At 37.3% G+C, this 16,651-nt stretch carries 17 protein-coding genes; 15 read left to right on the forward strand and 2 right to left on the reverse strand.

Translation table 11 applies throughout. The features are described from left to right. Positions 1-14: 14 nt before the first annotated feature. The 13 genes from FRZ67_RS03665 to FRZ67_RS03725 all read left to right on the forward strand — a co-directional run bounded on the left by FRZ67_RS03665 (position 15) and on the right by FRZ67_RS03725 (position 12,149). Positions 15-365 (forward strand): NADH-quinone oxidoreductase subunit A, encoded by a 351-nt coding sequence (locus tag FRZ67_RS03665; RefSeq protein WP_147188236.1) that lies wholly within the window; start codon positions 15-17, stop codon positions 363-365. Further along, on the forward strand, positions 356-898 hold the full coding sequence (locus FRZ67_RS03670) for an NADH-quinone oxidoreductase subunit B (protein WP_445376000.1): 543 nt from the start codon (positions 356-358) through the stop codon (positions 896-898). The genes FRZ67_RS03665 and FRZ67_RS03670 overlap by 10 nt, the downstream gene beginning before the upstream one ends. A gap of 216 nt (positions 899-1,114) precedes the next feature. After that, positions 1,115-1,564, forward strand: coding sequence for an NADH-quinone oxidoreductase subunit C (locus FRZ67_RS03675; RefSeq protein WP_225975499.1), 450 nt, complete (start codon positions 1,115-1,117; stop codon positions 1,562-1,564). 82 nt (positions 1,565-1,646) lie between these two features. After that, a complete protein-coding gene (locus tag FRZ67_RS03680; protein ID WP_225975500.1) occupies positions 1,647-2,762 on the forward strand; it encodes an NADH-quinone oxidoreductase subunit D in 1,116 nt (371 codons plus the stop codon). Between the two features lie 5 nt (positions 2,763-2,767). Then, positions 2,768-3,844 (forward strand): NADH-quinone oxidoreductase subunit NuoH, encoded by a 1,077-nt coding sequence (nuoH, locus tag FRZ67_RS03685; protein WP_147188238.1) that lies wholly within the window; start codon positions 2,768-2,770, stop codon positions 3,842-3,844. Positions 3,845-4,023: 179 nt separating this feature from the next. Next, entirely contained in the window at positions 4,024-4,494 is a 471-nt protein-coding gene (locus tag FRZ67_RS03690) for a 4Fe-4S binding protein (protein WP_225975501.1), read from the forward strand. Next, positions 4,491-5,012: an NADH-quinone oxidoreductase subunit J family protein gene (locus tag FRZ67_RS03695; protein WP_147188239.1), complete on the forward strand. Its 522-nt coding sequence runs from the start codon at positions 4,491-4,493 to the stop codon at positions 5,010-5,012. The genes FRZ67_RS03690 and FRZ67_RS03695 overlap by 4 nt, the downstream gene beginning before the upstream one ends. After that, positions 5,005-5,319 carry an NADH-quinone oxidoreductase subunit NuoK gene (gene nuoK / locus FRZ67_RS03700; RefSeq protein WP_147188240.1) on the forward strand — a complete coding sequence of 105 codons (315 nt, stop codon included), beginning with the start codon at positions 5,005-5,007 and terminating at the stop codon, positions 5,317-5,319. The genes FRZ67_RS03695 and nuoK overlap by 8 nt, the downstream gene beginning before the upstream one ends. A 42-nt stretch (positions 5,320-5,361) precedes the next feature. Further along, positions 5,362-7,293 carry an NADH-quinone oxidoreductase subunit L gene (gene nuoL / locus FRZ67_RS03705; protein ID WP_147188241.1) on the forward strand — a complete coding sequence of 644 codons (1,932 nt, stop codon included), beginning with the start codon at positions 5,362-5,364 and terminating at the stop codon, positions 7,291-7,293. A 185-nt stretch (positions 7,294-7,478) separates the two neighbouring features. Beyond that, positions 7,479-8,969 (forward strand): complex I subunit 4 family protein, encoded by a 1,491-nt coding sequence (locus FRZ67_RS03710; protein WP_147188242.1) that lies wholly within the window; start codon positions 7,479-7,481, stop codon positions 8,967-8,969. Positions 8,970-8,978: 9 nt separating this feature from the next. Beyond that, on the forward strand, positions 8,979-10,391 hold the full coding sequence (locus FRZ67_RS03715) for an NADH-quinone oxidoreductase subunit N (RefSeq protein ID WP_225975502.1): 1,413 nt from the start codon (positions 8,979-8,981) through the stop codon (positions 10,389-10,391). A 58-nt stretch (positions 10,392-10,449) separates the two neighbouring features. Next, the gene (locus tag FRZ67_RS03720) at positions 10,450-10,776 is read left to right on the forward strand and encodes a hypothetical protein (RefSeq protein ID WP_147188243.1); all 327 of its coding nucleotides are present in this window, start codon (positions 10,450-10,452) and stop codon (positions 10,774-10,776) included. Between the two features lie 131 nt (positions 10,777-10,907). Continuing rightward, entirely contained in the window at positions 10,908-12,149 is a 1,242-nt protein-coding gene (locus FRZ67_RS03725; RefSeq protein ID WP_147188244.1) for a multidrug effflux MFS transporter, read from the forward strand. 78 nt (positions 12,150-12,227) lie between these two features. On the opposite strand, the gene FRZ67_RS03730 is transcribed toward FRZ67_RS03725, so the two are convergent. Continuing rightward, complete coding sequence (locus FRZ67_RS03730) at positions 12,228-12,662, reverse strand: DUF6526 family protein (RefSeq protein ID WP_147188245.1); 435 nt, start codon at positions 12,660-12,662, stop codon at positions 12,228-12,230. A gap of 590 nt (positions 12,663-13,252) precedes the next feature. Then, a complete protein-coding gene (locus tag FRZ67_RS03735; RefSeq protein ID WP_225975503.1) occupies positions 13,253-14,899 on the reverse strand; it encodes a long-chain fatty acid--CoA ligase in 1,647 nt (548 codons plus the stop codon). A 224-nt stretch (positions 14,900-15,123) separates the two neighbouring features. On the opposite strand from FRZ67_RS03735, the gene FRZ67_RS03740 reads away from it, so the two are divergent. Both FRZ67_RS03740 and FRZ67_RS03745 read left to right on the forward strand, forming a co-directional pair. Next, the gene (locus FRZ67_RS03740) at positions 15,124-15,522 is read left to right on the forward strand and encodes an SET domain-containing protein (protein ID WP_147188246.1); all 399 of its coding nucleotides are present in this window, start codon (positions 15,124-15,126) and stop codon (positions 15,520-15,522) included. Between the two features lie 15 nt (positions 15,523-15,537). Beyond that, complete coding sequence (locus tag FRZ67_RS03745; RefSeq protein WP_147188247.1) at positions 15,538-16,542, forward strand: WD40/YVTN/BNR-like repeat-containing protein; 1,005 nt, start codon at positions 15,538-15,540, stop codon at positions 16,540-16,542. Positions 16,543-16,651: the final 109 nt, after the last annotated feature.

The raw sequence follows: 16,651 nt of genomic DNA on the forward strand, positions 1-16,651 counted from the left end.
TAAAAATAATAACGATGGGTTCAGCTTCATTAATTGTTCTGATCATCGCAGCAGTTGCTTTTTCCGCTATCGGCATTGCTGTAGCGAAAATTCTAACGAAGTCCAAACCTAATCCTGTAAAGGGTCAGCCATACGAATGCGGTATTCCTACAGAAGGTTCTCCATGGAATCAATTCAATGTTGGCTATTATTTGTTCGCACTCATCTTTCTCATTTTCGACGTTGAACTGATCTTTTTATACCCTTGGGCGGTCGTGGTAAAAGAAGTAGGCATAACAGCCTTAGTTGAGATCATCGTTTTCTTTTTCATATTATTCATGGGCTTTCTATATGCACATAAAACAGGAGCATTGAAGTGGATGTAAAAGATAACATACAAAACAAAGCAGATTTTCCTGGTCAGGTGCATCAAACACCAGGCGGTGGTGTGCTTATAAGCAAGCTTGATGAAGTTATCAACTGGGCACGTGCAAATTCATTGTGGCCATTGGTTTTTGGCACCAGTTGCTGCGCTATAGAAATGATGAGCACAGCGTCCGCTAAATATGACTGGAGCCGCTTTGGTTTTGAAGTGGCACGTGCTACGCCCCGACAGGCAGATGTCATCATCATTGCGGGAACTATTGTAAACAAAATGGCGCCTGTGTTGAAACGTTTATATGATCAGATGCCTGATCCAAAATATGTGATTGCAATGGGTGCATGTGCTACGAGCGGGGGTCCTTTTTTCTACAATACTTATTCTGTGGTGAAGGGTGCAGATCATGTAATTCCTGTTGATGTGTACATTGCAGGTTGCCCGCCAAGACCAGAAGCGTTAATACATGCGTTGATTGCGTTACAAAATAAAATAAAAGCAGGCGGCAACATTGATAAGATACATATAGAAAAGCAATAAGAAGCTTTTCTACTAAGCTTGAGGGCTGCTATTAAGCTTTCGTTGCGTCGCACTCTTGTACTTTAGTAGTTAATTCAAAAGTAAAAAGCCAAAATTCAAAACTGAGTCACGGCTTTTGAATTTTTACTTTGTTCATCAGTGTTCTGAACGATGAAGTGATTGCGACGCAACAACCGATGCCATAAAAAACAAAAGCTTGTAACAAAAAAATAAGTTTTGACTAACGACGAACTTAAAATAAAAATCAGCGAGTCATTTCCATCATCAACATTTGAAGAAGGAACGGAATGGATAACTATGTTGATAGACTCAACAACATGGAAAGACGTTGCACTTGAATTGAGTAATAGTTTGCTATTTGATTTTTTGTTTTGCGTTACCTGTGTTGACTGGAAAACACACTTAACAATGGTGTATCATTTAAGATCAACAACGCAAAAACATATAGTAGTTGTAAAAGCAAAACTCGACAGAGAGAACCCCCGGATAGCAACGGTTTCAGATATATGGCGCACCGCAGAATTTCATGAACGTGAGGCGTATGATTTATTTGGTGTACAATTCATTGGGCATCCTGATTTGAGAAGATTGTTTTTGACAGATGACTATGAAGGTTTTCCATTGCGCAAAGATTTTGAAGATCCGGTAAATATGATAAAGTTATAACAGTCTTGAGTTTAAAGTTTTGAGTTGCGAGTTGTAAAACTTAAAACACAAAACACAAAACACAAAACACAAAACTTAAAATTTGTTTGAAGAAGTAGGCACAACAACAGAAGGTGATTTAATGATCAATGTGGGTCCGCAGCATCCATCTACACATGGCGTGTTGCATCTTGTTATAACATTGCGCGGAGAAACCATTATAAAAGTTGAACCCCATCTCGGATACATTCACCGCTCTATTGAAAAGATGTGTGAGAGTCTTAGTTACAGGCAATTTATTTATGTAACAAGCCGCATGGATTATCTCTCTTCGCACATTAATAATCATGGTTGCGCTTTATGTGTTGAAAAAGGTTTGCAAATAGAAATTCCTGAACGTGCAAAAGTTATTCGTGTATTGATGGATGAATTAACGAGACTTGCATCGCATCAATTATGGTGGGGCGCAATGGCAATGGATGTTGGCGCACTCACACCTTTCTTTCATGCATTCCGCGAAAGAGAAACGATCAATGAAATAATGGAAGAAACATGCGGCGCAAGATTAACGATGAACTATATGGTACCCGGTGGTGTAATGTACGACTTGCATCCAAACTTTCAGAAAAGAGTTAAAGATTTTATTACACTCTTCAAATCAAAGATTGATGAGTACGATGAAATGGTAACAGGAAATGTGATCTTTCAAAACCGCATGAAAGATGTTGGTTTTATTTCGAAAGAAGATGCAATATCTTATGGTTGTACAGGTCCCACTGCAAGAGCAAGTGATGTAAGTTGTGACATTCGCAAACTGTTTCCTTACGAAGTGTATGACAAGTTAGATTTTCATGAGATAACTGCAACAGATGGAGATTGCTTTGCGAGATATATGGTACGTGTACAGGAAATGCGGCAATCACTTTCCATTGTTGAACAATTGATAGATATTATTCCCGAAGGAGATTTCCAGGCAAAAACAAAAGCGGTGTTGAAATTACCCAAAGGAGAATTTTATTCAAGAGTAGAAACGGCACGTGGCGAGTTTGGTGTATACATCATCAGCGAAGGCGGAACAACACCTTATCGCATAAAATTTCGTTCGCCGGGTTTTTCAAATTTATCGGCATTGGACCATATGGCTCGTGGACATAAGATAGGTGATCTTGTTGCCATCATGGGAACATTGGACTTGGTGATACCGGATATAGATAGATAGACAATATGTTTAGTTTAGAAAGCATAACAAACAGCATTCACACATGGTTGAATAATACATTCAACCCAACACTCGCATTGATATTTGAATTTGTCATTGTAGGTATTTCTGTGATTACTTTGTTTGCAGTGCTTGGATTGATTTTAGTATTTATGGAACGAAAAGTATCTGCCTATATGCAGATAAGATTAGGTCCAAACCGTGTAGGCTTTAAAGGTATATTGCAGACATTAGCTGACACACTAAAGCTTGCCGTAAAAGAAGGGTTAACACCAGATGGCGCAGATAAATTCTTATTCAATCTTGCACCATTTGTTGTGATGATCGTCGCCATGCTCATCCTCGCTCCTATTCCTTTTGCAAAAGGTTTTCAGATTTGGGATATTAATATTGGTGTGTTGTATGTAAGCGCTGTTTCGTCTGTTTCTGTTATTGGGATTTTAATGGCAGGCTGGGCAAGCAATAACAAATATTCATTGCTTGGTGCAATGCGTAGCGGCGCACAAATTGTAAGTTATGAATTGAGCGCAGGTCTTTCTATTATTTCCATTGTTGTGCTGACAGGTAGCTTACAGATATCACAGATCGTTGCTTCTCAGGAAAATGGCTGGTGGATCTTTAAAGGTCATATTCCTGCAATCATTTCATTTGTAATTTTTATTATAGCTGTAACTGCAGAAACAAACCGTGCACCATTCGATCTTGCTGAAGCTGAAAGCGAACTCACCGCAGGTTTTCACACCGAATATTCAGGAATGAAATTCGCCTTGTTCTTTTTAGCAGAGTATGTAAATATTTTTATCGTGTGCAGTATCGGTGCCATTTTATTTCTTGGCGGCTGGATGCCTTTACACATCGGCAGTTGGCAGGGCTTTAATCATGTGATGGATTATATTCCGTCATCTGTTTGGTTCTTTGCAAAAGTATTCTTTCTAATTTTTGTCATCATGTGGTTTCGGTGGACATTTCCACGTTTGCGCATTGATCAGTTATTAAATCTTGAATGGAAATATTTGTTGCCGATAAGTATGGTAAATTTATTATTGATGACATTAATCGCAATTATGGGTTGGCATTTTTAATACTCCTAAAGAGGAGTAATGAAGTTCTTTTTATGTTACAAACTTTGGTATTTCATGGCATCAGCTGTTGTGTCACTCACTTGTACGTTCAGTTCAATAATGAACAAGGCGTTGAAGAGTGCGATGCAACAAATGCTAAATAGTAGTAATGCAGATTGGATCACAATAAAAAATAAAACTTGTTTTTAAAAAAATACATATCAGATATTTTCAATGCAGTAAAGTCTTTGCTGATAGGCATGCGGCGTACAGGTTATTATTTTACACATCGCAAAGAAATTATTACGCAACAATATCCTGATGTAAAACAAATCTTGCCCGAACGTTTTCGCGGCGAAGTGATCATGCTTCACGACGAAAATAATGAACATGCGTGCACGGGTTGTACGGCGTGTGAACTGGCTTGCCCGAATGGAACGATCAAGATTATTACAAAATTTGATGTAACGCCGGAAGGGAAAAAAAAGAAAGCCCTGGATACATTTATATATCATTTGGAGTTGTGTACCATGTGTAATTTATGTATAGAAGCATGCCCGACCGATGCCATAAAAATGGCGCAGAATTTTGAACACAGCGTATATGACCGCAGCCAGTTGACAAAGAAATTAAACAAGCCTGGATCTAAAATAAGGGAGGGTGTAGAATGAGTGCATCGCAAATTATTTTTTACATCATTGCAGTATTTATTTTATTTACTGCTTTGCTTGCAGTGACAACCAGAAAAATATTTCGCTCTGCAATATGGTTGTTGTTTGCTTTGGTTGGTATTGCGGGTTTGTTTTTCTGGATGGATGTAGAGTTTATTGCTGCTGTTCAGATTGTGGTGTATGTTGGTGGCATTGTGGTGTTGATCATCTTTTCTATTTTTCTTACGCAGCAATCCGGCAATGAAATGATGAAACCCAAATTAAGCAGAACAATATTTTCTGTATCGGCTGCTGTGTTTGGGTTTGCGCTGTTTTATACATTGATCGGTAAATATAATTTTCAAACAGCGTCAGGAAAAGTTTTAAATGTGGATGTTAGAGAAATCGGAACGCAATTGCTTAGCACAACAGAACACGGTTTTATTTTACCTTTTGAAGTGGTGAGTATTTTATTATTGGCCGCGATGATCGGTTGTATTGTTATTGCCATGAAATCAAAAACTGCAACAAATGAGTGAGATTCCATTAAGCCATATTTTGTTTTTAAGTACAGCTTTGTTTTTTATAGGCATGTATGGTTTATTTACCAGGAGAAATCTCATTACAATTTTGATGAGCGTTGAACTGATGCTGAACAGTGTTAATATAAACTTTGTGGCGTTCAACAAATATTTATATCCTGATCAACTGAATGGAATATTTTTTACCATTTTTATTATAACAATTGCCGCAGCAGAAGCTGCTGTTGCCATTGCGATTATTATAAATCTGTATCGCAGTCACAATTCAATTGATGTGGAAAGTGCAGAAGAAATGAAGTGGTGAGTAGGTAGATAAATAACCGTGACAACTAAAGAAAAATATACAATGAGTTATACTTCGTATGTTTCTTTAATCCCTTTACTGCCACTGGCAGGTTTTGTGGTAATAGGTTTATGGGGCAAGAAATATTTATCAAAAGTATCAGGTATAATTGGCACACTTATTCTATTAACGATCACCGCTCTCTCTTTTGTCACTGCTTACCAATATTTTTTTGTTGATGGAAAAGCGAATGATGTTTATCAACCCATTATTGCATTTGATTATACATGGCTAAGGTTTTCAGATAATCTTTCCATAGATATGGGCATCATACTCGATCCTATTTCCGTGATGATGCTTGTGGTGGTAGGTTTTGTTTCACTGATGGTGCATATTTTCAGCCTAGGTTATATGAAAGGAGAAGAACGTTTTGCAACGTACTATGCATTTCTTTCTTTATTTACATTTTCGATGTTAGGATTGGTGCTTTCAACAAACATATTCCAGATCTATATTTTCTGGGAATTAGTTGGTGTTTCTTCCTACCTGCTTATTGGTTTTTATTACGATAAGCCGTCGGCTGTTGCCGCATCAAAAAAAGCATTCATCGTAACACGCTTTGCGGATCTTGGATTTCTCATTGGCATTCTTATTCTTGCGTTTCATGCAGAGACATTAGACTTTCATACTTTGATTGAAAGATTAACTGATGCATCATCCCATCAATATTTAACTGCTGCAACGACATCTCTATTTGGCGTGTCTGCACTAACGTGGGGATTGACATTAATTTTCATCGGCGGCGCAGGAAAATCTGCGATGTTCCCTTTGCATATCTGGCTACCAGATGCGATGGAAGGTCCAACTCCTGTTTCAGCATTGATACACGCCGCGACAATGGTTGTTGCTGGTGTATATCTTGTCGCAAGATTATTTCCTGTATTTTCATTTGATGGGGTTGCGTTAGATATTGTGGGGTATGTTGGTGCATTCTCAGCAATATTCGCTGCAGTTATTGCATGCACACAAACAGATATTAAAAGGGTGCTCGCCTACTCCACCATGTCGCAGATCGGTTATATGATGTTTGCATTGGGCGTTGCAAGAACTGATAGTGAAAATAGTTTAGGTTTTACGGCTTCCATGTTTCATTTGTTTACACATGCATTTTTTAAATCATTGTTGTTCCTATGTGCAGGTGCCATCATTCATTTGGTGCATAGCAACGATATGAAAGATATGGGTGGCTTACGAAAGCTGATGCCCGTTACGCATATTTGTTTTCTCATCGCATGCCTTGCTATTGCAGGCATTCCACCGTTTGCAGGTTTCTTTAGCAAGGAAGAAATTTTAACTGCGGCGTATCAATCAAACAAGCTTATTTATTTCGTTGGCTTGTTTACTTCTGCGCTCACAGCATTTTATATGTTCCGTTTGTATTTCTCTATTTTCTGGAACAAAGAGCCGCATGTACATGAATCGCATCATGGCGAAGGAACAATGAGTATGAAATTACCATTGATCTTGTTGGCTACAGGCACTGTGCTTGTTGGTTTTATTCACTTTGGTTCATTTGTAACTGATGATGGCAAGCCAGTGGAAACACAAATCGATATTATTTTTTCTATCACTCCTGTTGTACTTGCAGCTGTCGCTATTTTCATTGCATCTTCATTGTATAAGACGGCGAATGATCGTCCGGAAAAGATTGCAAACGCTATCAGTTTATTATATCGTGCAGCTTATAAGAAATTTTATATAGATGAGATATATCTTTTTATCACGAAGAAAATATTGTTTAATCTGGTTGGCAAACCTGCGGCATGGATCGATAAAAACATTGTTGATGGTTTAATGAATTTGATTGCTGCCATTACTGCAAAGATCAGCGCTGCGATAAAAAGATTACAATCAGGAAAAGTACAGAATTATGCTTTGTATTTTTTTGCAGGTGTTTCGGGGCTTGCTGTAGTGTTTATCTGGTGGTGGAAGTGACAGTTTTGAATTCTGTGTTTTGAATTTAATGATGAACCAGGCATTTGTTTTTCATGTCATCAACTGTTGCGTCGCACACTTGTACAGTATAACATTGATGAACAAAAAACAGAACGTTGAAGTGAGTGACACAACGATGTTTAAAAGTAGTACTACAGTTAAGTACATAAAATAAAAATCAGCGAATGAATTTATCATTGCTTGTCATATTACCATTATTAACTGCTATCATAATCTTGTTTTGCAAAGATTTGAAACAGGTAAGAGTTGTTGCACTTTTTGGATCAATATTGCAATGCCTGCTTGTTGCATACACTTACATTATTTACAATAAAGAATTATTATCTGCTGATAAAGTATCAAATTTTTTATTAGAATATTCTCACTCATGGTTTACAGCATTAAACATCAATTATCATGTAGGTGTTGATGGCATTTCGATAGCAATGATTGCATTAACCGCATGTGTTGTATTAGCCGGCGTATTAGTTTCGTGGAAAGAAGAACGCATGAGTAAAGAATTTTTCTTTTTGCTGATGTTGCTTGCAGTTGGTGCGTATGGATTTTTTATATCCCTTGATTTGTTTACCATGTTCTTCTTTTTAGAAGTAGCAGTTATACCAAAATTTTTATTGATTGGCATCTGGGGCAGCGGCAAAAAAGAATATAATGCACTGAAACTTGCATTAATGCTGACAGCCGCATCTGCATTAGTTTTTGTGGGGTTGATGGGAATTTATTTTTACGCAGGTTCATTCAATCTTGAATACATTTCGAAGATGCACATTGATCCTGAGGTTCAGAAAATATTTTTCCCTTTTGCATTTGTGGGCTTTGGAATATTTACTGCATTGTTTCCTTTTCACACATGGGTGCCTGATGGACACTCGTCTGCACCAACAGCAGGTTCTATGTTTCTTGCAGGCATCTCGATGAAACTCGGTGGTTATGGTTGTTTGCGTGTGGCAACATACTTAATGCCTGATGCTGCAAAAGAATATTCAATGATCATTGTGGTGCTAGCTACGATTGCAATTATTTATGGTGCATTCGCTACCATGATGCAGAAAGATTTAAAATACATCAACGCATATTCATCAGTCAGTCATTGTGGGTTTGTGTTACTTGGCATTGGAATGCTCACTGAAACTTCGATAAGAGGTGCAGTTTTGCAAATGGTATCGCATGGATTAATGACAGCACTTTTCTTTGCTGCCATTGGAATGATCTATAGCAAAACACATACAAGAATGGTTGCACAACTTGGAGGTTTATTAAAAGTGATGCCGTTTATTTCTGCAGTGTTTGTAATCGCAGGCTTATGTTCATTAGGGTTGCCGGGATTAAGCGGTTTTGTTGCAGAGATGACTGTATTTATGGGTTCATGGCAAAATACGGATAGTGCATACAGAATAGCAACAATACTTTCATGCGCATCTATAGTGGTAACTGCGGTTTATATTTTAAGAGCGATCGGGCAATCTATAATGGGACTGGTTACTGATAAACATTATTTGAAATTAAGTGATGCAGCATGGTATGAAAAATTTGCAGTACTTGTGTTGGTTGCAGGAATTGTTTTTATTGGTATTGCTCCTTTTATATTGAACAACTTAATATCTCCGGCAACAGAAACAATTATACAGCATATAACAAATGCATTGGCTTTGAAATGATGATCAATTATGATGAATGATTTTTATATTTTATTGAAGCAGGAACTGGTGATAACAGTACTCATCTTTATTTTGCTTTTTATAAAAGTTGGTTCAAAAGAAAAAAGCAATGAAAGCCTGCTCAGCATTATTAATATACTGTTATTGGTAAATGTGATTGCCGGCTGTCTTTTCAGCAGAGATGGCTCATTATTTAGCAAGATGTTTGTTACAAATGATTTGATAGTGCTGCAAAAGACCATCCTTAATTTTGGAACATTATTAATATCAATGCTGGCATACCCATGGCTAAAGAATCATAAACATGTCCTGGAGTTTTACATGCTGCTGTTATCAACTTTACTGGGAATGTTCTTTATGATCTCCGCAGGCAATCTTCTTATGTTTTATCTGGGGCTTGAGTTATCTACTATACCACTTGCCGCAATTGTAAACTTTGATCTTAACAGAAGGCAATCTTCAGAAGGCGCAATGAAGCTGATTATTTCTTCTGCTTTTTCATCAGCATTGTTATTGTTTGGTATTTCTTTATTATATGGTACCACAGGCTCGCTTGATTATTTTGCAATAGCGCAAAAGCTTAACGGATCAGTATTACAGCTTTTCTCATTTATTCTTTTACTGGCAGGTTTTGGATTTAAAATTTCCATTGTTCCATTTCATTTATGGACAGCAGACGTATACGAGGGATCACCTGGTGCGGTTACTGCTTATCTTTCTGTTATTTCGAAAGCGGCATTTGTATTTGTTTTCACTGCTGTATTGTATAACGTGTTTAAACTTTACTATGCATCATGGTATAATATGCTTTATGTTTTAAGCATACTAACAATGCTTGTTGGAAACCTCTTCGCGATAAGGCAAAATAATCTTAAACGCTTCCTTGCATTTTCTTCCATTGCACAAGTAGGCTTTATTTTAGTAGGTATTTCCGGTATGAGCCAGGTTGCAACAACATCGGTCATTTACTTTATGTTGATCTATATCTTTTCTAACCTGGGGGCATTTGCAGTGGTAGTATTAGTAAGTGCAGCAACAGGAAAAGAAAACATTAGTGACTATAAAGCTTTTTACAGTAATAATAAATTGCTTTCCTGGGTATTAACAATCTCTTTGTTTTCTCTTGCCGGCATTCCACCAACTGCAGGTTTCTTTGGAAAATTCTTTTTGCTAATGGCTGGTGCCGGAAAAGGAAATTATGTTTTGGTTGGAATTGCAGCAGGTAATATCGTTATTTCATTTTATTATTATCTTAAAGTGGTGAAAGCAATTTTCATGGATGCAAATGATCAGCCCATTGAAAAAATAGCTATTCCTGCAATATCACGAACAGCAATGCTGATCTGTGTTTCAGGAACTTTGCTGATTGGATTTATCAGTTGGATATACGATCATATTTATTCATTAAGTTTTGGATTTTAAAATGGCAATTAATAAAAATCACGAATTCGAGGATTTGGATGGTGTTAAATGCTCCATTGTGGAGAAGAATGCAACTGTGGATCGTGTTGAATTTTTAAAATCACTTTTAGAATACAATCATTATACAGTTGTAGTGGTTGCAAGTCCGCCACCTAAAGCTGTACCTGCAAAACCTGTTGTGGTAGGGGAAGAATCTACGCACATTCCTCCACCACCTTCTCCAGAAACTTTCACCGTTGGTGTTACAGATGTAATGTTTAACCCCACCAATGCAATATTTGGCAGATTATTAAAAACAAAAGATGGACATGTTGTTACACTTGCTTACTGGCAACAGAAAGAAAATGTTTCACATGATGAAGTTCCTTACTTTGAAAAGAAATAAATTGTCAGTTGCCATAATTCAGAACGCACAAGTGAGTGACACAACAGACGATGCCACGAAGTACAACAGCAGATAGCCAAAACTTCTCTCTGGTTAATATCAGCCCGCTGCATTAGATTTGTAAGACCAACATGAAACCAACTAACAGATTTTTGCTTGTATTTATCCTGGGATTACTTTCTGCAATAGGCCCATTTTCCATTGACATGTACCTGCCGGGATTTCCTGATATAGCCAAAGACCTGAATACAACTGTTGCAACGATCTCGCTTTCTTTATCAAGTTTCTTTATTGGGATATCTGTTGGGCAATTAATATATGGGCCATTGCTTGATAGATTTGGGCGCAAAACGCCTTTGTATGTTGGATTGATCTCGTATGTTATAACCTCTGCAGGCTGCGCTATGGCTGCATCTTCACATCAATTAATCATACTGCGATTCTTGCAAGCGCTGGGTTCATGCGCAGGTATGGTAGCTTCGAGAGCAATGGTTCGCGACTTGTTTCCAGTAAATAAGACTGCAAAAGTATTTTCGCAATTAATGCTGGTAATTGGTGTATCACCGATCATTGCACCAACTGCAGGCGGTTATTTAACTGCTGCATTTGGATGGCACAGTATATTCATTGTGTTAACTATAATGGTTGCATTGATTCTTGTTGGCGTACATTTTTATTTACCCGAAAGCAGAAAGGCAGATAAAAATGTTTCGCTGAAACCAACACTCATTTTTAAAAATTATGTAAATGTTTTAAAGGAGCCACAATTCATCACGTATGCTTTTACAGGGGCATTGGCATCTGCGGGATTATATGCATATATTTCTGGTTCACCATTTGTGTGCATGCAATTGTTTCATGCGTCTGAAAAATTATATGGATGGATCTTCGCTATCATCGCAAGCGGCTTGATTGCGTGCAGCCAGGTAAATAGTTTCTTGCTTAAAGAGAAGAAAAGTGAACAAATCATAAAAAGAGCTCTGCTCTTTCAATCAATAACAGCAATACTTTTATTCGTTTGCACTTCATTTGGTTTACTCAATCTTTTTGGAACAGTTGCCTTCATCTTTGTTTTTCTTTGTTGCCAGGGTTTTATTTTTCCCAATTCATCTGCATTGTCACTGGCACCTTTTACAAAGAATGCGGGCAGTGCATCTGCCATGCTTGGTACTATTCAGATGAGTATTGGCGCTTTAAGTTCTGCAATGGTAAGCTTCCTTAGTAATAATACTGCACTGCCTATGACCGGCGTTATGGCAATTTGTGCTACCGGGGCATTCTCCATTTTATTGATTGGTCATACCATCATACGCTATAAGGCAAAACAGGAAGATGTAAATGAAGAGACTGCAGAAATGATAAGTAATTTATGAGTTTTTTTAGCCTCTCTTTGGACTAAGCATGATGCTTTTGTTGCGTCGCACTCTTGTACAGCCTGAAATAAAGGAGCTTTATACGCGGTGATGATCGGGCTTCCAGTTTGTAATTGAGTTTTTTATATCCTTACTGCTTAAATTTTCTTCTGCAGCACGCTGCGCCAGCATTGGCATTTCTTCATCAGGAGCAAAACGTAAAGCTATGATCTGAGACAAAGTTAAACGATTGTCAAGCCTTCTCCCCGTCAATACAAAATGTCTGAAATTCTCTTCTGCTCTTATGGCTCTGTCCTGCGCCCTTAAAGGAAAACTTCTTATATACCAGAATAAAAGACACAAAATAATTGCTGCCAAACATATAAGCGATGCAGAATACAAATTAGCATGATCATATAGAGAGTTATACAGATTTACAATTGAGCCTATTAATAAAGCTATGATAGCTGCTGCAGTAATAAAATGGAAGCCTGGAACATATTGTGCATGATTTTTATGGTTCTGCTCTTTCATGTAAAATTATTTGCAATAAAAATATCAATAAAAAAATCAAAGTGCTTTTATTTCTTATTTGGTGTATGACGACGTCTTTTCAAATGCTGAATAGAGGAAAATAAGTACAAGTGAGTGACACAACAAAAGCTTTATAGTAGTAATCATGCAAAGTAAATATCGTCTCTAATACATCTTCAACAAAGCTTTTTACAGTTTATAGGTATTATTTCAAAGCAGAAGATGATATGATGGATAAGCTATAAAACAGAGGCTCCCGAAAATTTTCGGGAGCCCGTTTTTAGTACATTAACTTTTGGACGATGAGGATATTGGATATTTATACTGCTAATTTATGCATGCTTTAACATTCGGTCCAAATCAATTGAACATTTGAATATCCAAATAAGACACAAAATATCTTAAGCAGACATAAAATAATAATATATACATTGATAATCAACATTATAAAATTTCGCTTAAGCATAATTAAAAAAGTTTTATGATTTCCATTTGCTGCATGCCTTAGAGCTTTTTACAGATGATAAATTACAACATTACATGAAAAAGCAAGTACTAAAGGCGCTGAATCGACTTACACCTAAGTCAATTTATCTAATATCTGCTATAGACTTCAGTTTGCCTTCAGCGAACATCTTGCGCATAAGTTTTTTATCAAACTTACCAACACTGGTTTTAGGAATCTCATTTAATTGCAAATAATTTTCAGGTATTTGATACCTCGAAAAATGTTTGCATAAAAACTCCTGCAATTCAATTACAGAAAATGTTTCCTGTTCTTTACAAACAATACAAGCTAAGGGTCGCTCAAGCCATTTATCATCTGGGACTGCTATTACTGCAGCTTCTTTTATTTTTGGATGATTCATTAGTGTTGTTTCCAAAGCCACGCTTGATATCCATTCTCCCCCACTCTTTATCAAATCTTTTGTTCTGTCTGTAATTTGCATGTAGCCGTATTCATCAATAGTGCCTACATCACCTGTTTTAAACCATCCATCTCCCGTAAAATGTTCCTGATCATTCATATTATAATATCCAGAAATGATCCATGCGCCTTTTACTTCAAACTCTCCTGCTGTTTTTCCATCTCTCGGAGCAATAGCGCCATCTTCCATCATAACCCTCATCTCAACACCAGGCAGCAAAATGCCCTGCTTTGCTCTTATTTTTATTTGCTGTTCATAATTCAGAGATGCATGCTCATTTTGCAAACGCGATACTGTTACAACCGGGGAAGTCTCCGTCATGCCCCAGGCATGCACTCCATGCAATCCAAAATCTCTTTCAAAATTTTCAATTAATCCTGCAGGTAATGCAGAGCCACCAACAATATATTCTTTCAATGCTAATTTTTCTTTTGGCGGATTTTTTTTCATCTCTTCATAAATACCCAGCCAAATGGTAGGCACACCATTGGCAATTGTGACTTTCTCCTTTTGCATGATGTTAATTAATGCAGCAGGCTGCAAATGCATTGAAGGCATTATCATATCTGCTCCTGCCATCATACAAATAAAAGGGAAGCCCCAACCCATTACATGAAATTGCGGAGATACAGCCATCACACGGTCCATAGCAGAAATGTTTGCAGCATTTGGCGTCATAGCACTCAAAGCATGCAAGAAAGTTGACCTGTGCGAATACAATGCACCTTTCGGCTCTCCTGTAGTGCCACTTGTATAACACATAGCACAAGCGTCGTTTTCTTCGACTGGCATCCATTCAAAATCCATAGATTCTTTAGCGATCAATTCCTCATAATGTATTGCACCGGCCAATGATGTTTTAAAATCTTTGGGAGCATTTAATAAAATATATTTTTTTACATTAGGAGTATACGCAGCTATCTTTTCAAAAATGAGTACTACCGATGCATCAATAAACAATACTTTATCTTCTGCATGGTTTATAATGTATGCAATCTGCTCAGCAGATAAACGCAGGTTAACCGGATGACAAACTGCTCCTGCACCAGGAATGCCATAGTATAATTCCAAATGCTGGTAATGGTTCCATGCGAATGTTGCAACCCTTTCACCCGGTTGCACATTTAACTGATTTATCAATGCTGCAGCCAGTTGCTTTGTACGTTTGTACATGTCAGCATAAGTATACCTGTGCCATGAACCATCAGGCAACTTTGAAACTATTTCCTTATGTCCAAATACACGGTTACTATAATCAATAATGGCATTGGTGGTAAGCGGGTACTGCATCATTTGTCCGGCAAGCATATCGTTAGATTTTGTTCTTTAAAGTTTGTAAATATTAAGCAATCATGCAACTATAGTTTGAATCGCCTGTATGAGCCTGGCTTTAATATCACTGGTCATCGTTCCTTGCGTCGCACCCTTGTACCATTTATCTGTATGCATCAATATATTTACTATTATTTTCTTTTGATTTTCTAATTAAATACTCCATCATAATTTTATCTTTCCAAAAATTCTAAACAACCTTGAATTATAAAATAGAAAACAAGAAAAGTGCAATAGATGGTAAAGGCAGCTTTGCATTAGAAAGGATTCCCTCAGGAAAAAAGATCGGTAATCTTGGTGGAGAAATTATCAGCTTAAAAGAAGCAAGAAAAAGAGCCAGTCAAACCAAACGCGTAGCAATGGTAGAATTTGGTGATGGACGTGCATTGGATGCAAGCATTAATCCCAATGAACTTCGCTATATCAATCATTCCTGTTCACCAAATACTTATATGCGTGTATGCTATAGTCGTGTAGAATTTTACGCTTTACGCATAATAAAAAAAGGAGAAGAACTTACCTGCAATTACGGCCCAACACATCACGATGGGAAATTAAAATGCAGTTGCGGAAGCCCGAACTGTAAAGGTTATTTATAAAATAAAAATCAATTTATGACTTTTAAAAAATTTCTATTCCTCATAAGCCTTGCATTTATTGCTTGTATAACGCATGCACAAAATACTATGATCACTATCCTCGACTCCGGCAGAAAAACTTCTATCCGGGGATTAAGTGTTGTAGATGACAACATTGTTTGGGCAAGTGGCAGCAATGGCACTGTGGCAAGATCTGTTGATGGTGGCAAAACATTTGAATGGCTTACTGTTTCTGGTTATGAAAAAAGAGATTTTCGCGATATTGAAGCATTTGATAAAAACACTGCTTTGATTATGGGTATTGCAGAGCCGGCCATTATTTTAAAAACAAAAGATGGTGGAAAAAGCTGGTACAAAGTTTTTGAAGACAGTACCAAAGGAATGTTTTTAGATGCGATGGACTTTGATGGCACAAAAAATGGGATTGTTGTAGGCGACCCTGTTAACGGAAGACTTTTTGTAACAGGAACAAATAATGGAGGTGATTCATGGGATAGATATTATGCCATGCCGGTATCATATAATAACCAAGGATGTTTTGCTTCAAGTGGCACAAATATAATTTTATTAAAAGACGGTGATTACAGAATTGCCAGCGGTGGCTATGTTTCAGAATTTATGAATGGCCTGGATGGCGAAATACTTCCTTTAAAGAAAGGTAAAGAAACCACAGGTGCTAACTCTGTAGCTATGTGGAAAGAAAAAAATTTTGTAATAGTAGGAGGAGATTTTACTAATGACAAAGATTCTACGGAAAATTGCGTTCTATCCTTTGACGCAGGCATAACATGGAAGGCGCCCACTACCCCACCCCACGGTTATCGTAGTTGCGTTGAATATATTACCAAAGACAAACTCATTACATGCGGTACAAGCGGTGTTGATATTTCAAACGATGGCGGTATGAACTGGCAACTGATCTCAACACAAAGTTTTCATGTATGCCAAAAAGCTAAGAAAGGAAATAAAGTTTTTCTTGCAGGCAGCAATGGCAAAATTGCAATGCTCGTAACGAAATAAACAGTATAAATTTTTATTGCCGAATAAAGTTATAAACGCTGAAGTGTGCGACGCAACAGGCGTTACCATGAAACATTGCAGCTGACTAACAAAATAAATATTGCAATAT

The sequence above is a fragment of the Panacibacter ginsenosidivorans genome, from assembly GCF_007971225.1.
GTDB classification, from domain to species: domain Bacteria; phylum Bacteroidota; class Bacteroidia; order Chitinophagales; family Chitinophagaceae; genus Panacibacter; species Panacibacter ginsenosidivorans.